A 5,187-nucleotide genomic window follows, 5' to 3' on the forward strand; every position below is an offset into this window, starting at 1 on the left:
ATTGTGTAAAGTCGCCCAAACTGACCTAAAAATTCAGGGAAAATAGGGTCATTTCCGAACGAGTTTACAAGGGTTTCAGGCTGTGATAAGGTACTAGTAAATGGCGAAAGCTATATTAAAATTTAGTACAAAAAACAAATTAAGCTTCAACTTACCTCTTCAGATTTGAGCTTTTCGATTTCATCTAAAGACAGTTGCAGTGCTTCAGCAATTTGGGTACTATCCAAACCAAACTGCCGTAATTTTGCGATCGCTTCTATCTCTGTTTCGGTGAGGTTGTGTTGTCGATCGGGTTGAGTTTGGGGGCAATCGTTTTTTGGGTCAGAATCAGATGAGTCCGAACAAACATTAATAAACCCGATAACATTGCGACTACTATCGCCAAACGAAATATTTAAATTATCCTGTCGTTCTAAAACCGATTTCAGATTCTTTTTATCCACAGGTTCTTCAAAGACATCTGATAAAAGTTGCAAAAGTTCGTAACCCACATCTTTTGCATGACCCGGCGTACAATTATAGCCTTCTGCAATTTCAGAATACTTTTGTCGCTTCAGCGTTCCCTCAATAATGCCACGCTGCAAGTCATTTAAGTGTTTTCCCGTCTTTGCATAGACTGCTTCATCGATAAGTTTCACGATTTCGTCAACCTGCATCATTTAAGGGGTAAGAGTTAGCTAATATTATAGCCAACTCAATCCGTTCTTTTCCGCCTTTCTCCGTCTTGAAACTTTATTCAGGGAGATACTGGAGGAAATGTTTCATATCGGTAGAATGTAAGATTATTGACTGGAGACTAAGATGGATAACAAATTAATTAAACTCAGTAACAGTAATTTCTCTGGAAATTTAGTTCAAGGTGATATCCAGGGAAATGTAGAAGCAAATATTAACTCGGGTGATAGAAGCGAATCGAGATCAGAGACATTCAATACGGATTTGAGAGACGCGAATATTGCCAACTACGCCAACAAAGTTTCAGACAACGCTCGACAGCAAGCCAATCAATATAACTATTCTTCTAAAAATGAGAAAGCCCTGGTAGATGCAGCAAAAGCAATCCAGAAACTCATTCATCAGTTAGAAGCCGAGGAGCCAGATGCAACCTATGATGAAATCGTCGCTTATGTGGATTATGAAACCACTCCGAGTTTCAAGCGTCGTGTCGTTGGTGCGTTAAAAGCGGCTGGAGAAACAGCAATTGAAGAGGTTCTGGATAATCCTTACGTGAATATTACCAAGGATTGTATTAAAGGTTGGATGAATCCAGGATAGGCTTTATCCCGATCGCAGATAGTCGAGGTTGGTGGGCAGTTTGTTAACTAGTGTAGAAGTTAGATGTCTGCAAGAAAAACTGCCCACCCTACAAATTTTTAATTATTGAGCTAAGTTGGCTTGAGTCGTACCCCTTAAGCCACTGCATACCCAGTTAGAGGACGGACTTCAGGCGGTTTAAATCCTAAGACGATGCATTCTTTTGGAATTCCCGCATTTTCCAAATCTAAAGCAATTCCCTCTTCCGTTCCATCTCGCTGAATCCAGATTTTATCGTCAAGAATTTCGAGATGAATCGTACAGCCGTGTTCGTAGCGATGTCCTTCCCAACCCAATACTAAAATTAGATAGCGATCTTGGTGGCGATCGAAAACCGTTTCCTTCTTAACTTCGCTATAGGAATAGGGTATCGAAGCATAATCGCGCAACACCTGTTCGATAATATCTCTCCACTGCTCTAAACTGACGGTATCCATTGCTCAATCAACTCCTGCGTCGGTTCAAAAACAATCAAACGTAAGCGCTTCTTTCTTAGTAATAACTGACCGAGAGGTTCTTCAAACAAGCTTTCATAAACCCAAATGGGTAACGCCAGATAAAGTAATCGTTCTGGTTGCAACTCACCCAGAACATCAAAGTAAAGAACGTACTGTCCTAGCGCTTTTTCCAAATCATCCAGCTCAGAACGACCGCGAAACGTTTTCACCTCTACTGCTATCTTACGTTCTTCCTTTTGCGCTGCGAGTAATTGGGATGCCCCCAAATCAATATACATATCCTTGCGCCCCCACTTTAAATGCAATGGGTCGTCGGTAATCGTCCAGCCGTCCTGAATTAAAGCTTGTTTGACGGCATCATGGTAAACATCCCGTGCGGGCATCAGTGCATTCAACAACGCTAGAGTGGGTATTCATATTATTATCATCCGTCATGGCGATCGTACCCAAAGCTCGATCGAGATAAAATTCAAACTTATCCTCATCTCTGCTTAACTCATCAATTAAAATCGTCAGAAGTGCGATCGAATTAATTCGAGCTGCCGAGAACGAATAGACTCAGCAAGGTGCTGCCGTTCCACAAACTATGGAGGAGGATGGGAGCGAGGAGATTGCGAGATCGGGCGTAAACCGTGCCCAAGACGATGCCCAATGTGGCCAGGGGTAGCACTTCCGATAGGCTCAGATGCGCCATGGCAAAGACCAGACTGCTGGCAACAACCGCTCCCCAAACTGGGAGATAGTTTGTGAGAGCCGGAAGTAAAAAGCCGCGAAAAATAAACTCTTCAAATAGCGGTGCGGCGATCGAAGCGGTGAGAAAAAAACAGGCGATCGCCACCCAATCTTGCCCCTGCAAAGCAATTTCTAAAATCGGGTTGCTACCCCCTTGTCCTTTCCAGATTTGTTGGTTGAGTAAGGAGATGCCGATTACTAACGGAACGGCAGCAAAATAGCCTCCCAATCCCCACAAAAAATCTTTTCCCCCCAATTTGAACTTAAACCAATCTTCGGGCAGGGGACGGAACGGTGCTAAAGACAGATACATCACCAAAAGTCCGGCGGCGGCAGCTAAGGCGTAACTCGCCAAAATAGAAATGGCTTGCAACCGGACGGCGGAGAGACTCGCACTCAAATCGAATAGCTTGATAGCGAGCGGCAGGATAACGGAGATCGCAATGGTTTGCCCGAGAAAGAAGGTGATGAAAAAGCCGAGAACCACCACTTGAGCGACGATTTCCCAATTCCAGGGAACCGACCACTTGGCGCGATCGTCGAGGACGAGAATCGAGTCTTTCCCCTTTGCAAACCGCTGCCAGAGCAAAAAGACGAGCAATCCCAAACCAACGACTAATCCGACGATCGAAACACCGTTGATGAGGACGAGTTTGTAGACGGCACTCTCGGCCCGTTGCTGTTCTCGAGCGATCAGTCGAACGAAGGCATCCGATCGCCCTTGGACTTGATAGAGTTGCTCTAGGGCGCGATTGCGAAACCAGCCCGTTAAACTCGTTTGGAGTTGGCGCTCGGCATCGACGGGAACTTGAGGCGGATCGTCCCACAGCGCCACCAAAATTCGGGCCACTTCGCCAGTCTTACTGGAATTTGGAAGGTTCTCGGAGCGATCGAGCGCCGCCTTCCAACTCGAACGAGCCTCTTGAATTTGGGTTTGGCGCGCTTGCAAAAGACCCAAGCGCAAATCTAACGTATCTTCGAGGGCGGTCAATCGATCGAGATTGGTTTTGAGTTCTTGGGTTTCGGCAACCGTTGCCGGAACTTCCCGCAGGGTCAACGTATCGAGTCGATCGCGCAGGTCGGTCAGATTGGTGGTGACGACCTCTTGCGAGTTTTGATATTGCGTTAGGGCTTCCTCAAACACTTCCTCACCAAACAAGCGATCGCGCAACTCGACTAGTTCCGGTTCGTCCGGTTGCCACTCGGCCGCTTGCAGCACCAAGTTAATTTGAGAAAGTTCGAGCTGACCCTGAATTTGAGGTTTTTGCCAGCTACCGAGCAATGACAATCCGATCAGAGCTGTCGTCACGATCGTCAGCGCCGTCAAGATTGCTTGTTTGAAGGTCATATTGATGAGTTCTAAAACAGCCAGTCTGGACAGAATGCGGACTTGACGATCGCGCGTCGAGCAAGCGGATCGACGATGTCCGCACTTACGCGATCGAATCGATGAAGTTGAATTCTTGAATCCAAAGTCATGCTAGACCAGACCGATCTCAGCATACCGTCTCTGGAGTCTCCTCGTCCGTGGGAGGACGTTACCTCTATGTTTCATTTCCTCATTCTGGGCACTCGATCGGTCGCGGTCAGCTTCGAGGGGGCGATCGAGTGGCAAAATGGGGAGTATAGCTCATAGAAGAACCCATAAGGAGATTGGCGTACGAGCAAGGGGAGAAAGAAACTTGCCGATTCGATCGATTGTCCGAACCGGTCTTCGTAGTGCTATAGATCTAAAGGGCAAACTAAAGGGCAAATTGTTTTGTTTTACCCGAAAGCGATCGAAGCCCTACGAGAAATCAAAGCGGTTTGCCGCTTCGGGTTTTGGCTCGCACGCCCACGATAACGGGCATCGAAAGAAGGATAATACCGTTGAGTAACTCCAATCGGTTAGAAGCGACAGAATATCTCTGCTGGGCGAGTTCCGCAGTCGGTTCGGCTATGGCAGCCTTTTCGGGTCAATTCCTCTATGCCAGCGTTCCTCTGTGTTGTTCGCTGTTGCTCAACTTGGTGAACCGTCGGTGGCTCAACGAGTGGCCGCAGCGACAAATGACCGGGGCGATCGTCCGGGTTCACCAACAACTCTCCCAAGACCTACAAACCTTCGAGCAACAGGTTCGAGGATTGCCCGAACCCCTTGGTAGCAAACTCGATTCGACTACCCCCCTAATCAGTCCGGTGGCGGCGACTCCGAGTCAAGGGCGACTGTCGCAACTCGACGATTTACAGCTTGTGTACCAAGAAATCGTGCAGTTACAAGAGCAATATGCCAGTTTGCGAGATTCTCTAGCCGGGGTTGTCGATTATTTAAATAACTCTCACCTCGCCACCAAAGTCAGCGTCCTCGAACAAGAGATCGATCGCCTCTACAGCCACGTCCGCCTGATTCAACAGCAACTCGAAGGTGGGAGCTTACCCGGTGGAGATCCCAATTCCCACTCTCAGGAACATCCAACCTTAGACTCCCTTCCAACCGCACTCGAGATCCCCACTCAGCGTCGCAGTTCCCATTGGGCTGGGGAATACGAAGCCGTTCGCCTCGACTCGACCGCGCCATCTTTTACCGTCAGCCTCAAGAAAGCGATCGCGTCGGAATCGACCGAAGACCCGGCCCGAACAACGGAAATGGAAGCGTCTCCGGTTGCCCTTCCCAGCTTTAGTCCCGAACCATTTCCCCCCACCGAAT

General features: G+C 47.8%; 5 protein-coding genes and 1 pseudogene. 2 read left to right on the forward strand and 4 right to left on the reverse strand.

The features are described from left to right. Positions 1–146 precede the first annotated feature (146 nt). Positions 147–659, reverse strand: a complete 513-nt coding sequence (locus IQ235_RS18375) for a helix-turn-helix domain-containing protein (protein ID WP_502652934.1) — start codon at positions 657–659, stop codon at positions 147–149. Between the two features lie 142 nt (positions 660–801). Here IQ235_RS18375 and IQ235_RS18380 point away from each other — a divergent pair, with 142 nt between their 5' ends. Continuing rightward, positions 802–1,275 (forward strand): hypothetical protein, encoded by a 474-nt coding sequence (locus IQ235_RS18380; RefSeq protein WP_264322865.1) that lies wholly within the window; start codon positions 802–804, stop codon positions 1,273–1,275. Positions 1,276–1,409: 134 nt separating this feature from the next. On the opposite strand, the gene IQ235_RS18385 is transcribed toward IQ235_RS18380, so the two are convergent. The 3 genes from IQ235_RS18385 to IQ235_RS18395 form a co-directional block, all read right to left on the reverse strand. Further along, positions 1,410–1,751, reverse strand: a complete 342-nt coding sequence (locus IQ235_RS18385; RefSeq protein WP_264322866.1) for a XisI protein — start codon at positions 1,749–1,751, stop codon at positions 1,410–1,412. After that, complete coding sequence (locus IQ235_RS18390) at positions 1,733–2,167, reverse strand: XisH family protein (RefSeq protein ID WP_319592626.1); 435 nt, start codon at positions 2,165–2,167, stop codon at positions 1,733–1,735. Before IQ235_RS18390 ends, IQ235_RS18385 begins: the two co-directional genes overlap by 19 nt. A 134-nt stretch (positions 2,168–2,301) precedes the next feature. Beyond that, entirely contained in the window at positions 2,302–3,852 is a 1,551-nt protein-coding gene (locus tag IQ235_RS18395) for a CPBP family intramembrane glutamic endopeptidase (protein ID WP_264322867.1), read from the reverse strand. Between the two features lie 521 nt (positions 3,853–4,373). On the opposite strand from IQ235_RS18395, the pseudogene IQ235_RS18400 reads away from it, so the two are divergent. Then, positions 4,374–5,187, forward strand: a pseudogene (locus IQ235_RS18400) (hypothetical protein); the annotation flags it as partial.

Source organism: Zarconia navalis LEGE 11467 (assembly GCF_015207075.1).
Taxonomy (GTDB): Bacteria; Cyanobacteriota; Cyanobacteriia; order Cyanobacteriales; family Geitlerinemataceae; genus Zarconia; species Zarconia navalis.

Coding starts and splice junctions, on each gene's coding strand:
- IQ235_RS18395 (WP_264322867.1), bottom strand. CDS start 3,852: ATGACCTTCAAACAAGCAATCTTGACGGCGCTGACGATCGTGACGACA.
- IQ235_RS18375 (WP_502652934.1), bottom strand. CDS start 659: ATGATGCAGGTTGACGAAATCGTGAAACTTATCGATGAAGCAGTCTAT.
- IQ235_RS18380 (WP_264322865.1), top strand. CDS start 802: ATGGATAACAAATTAATTAAACTCAGTAACAGTAATTTCTCTGGAAAT.
- IQ235_RS18385 (WP_264322866.1), bottom strand. CDS start 1,751: ATGGATACCGTCAGTTTAGAGCAGTGGAGAGATATTATCGAACAGGTG.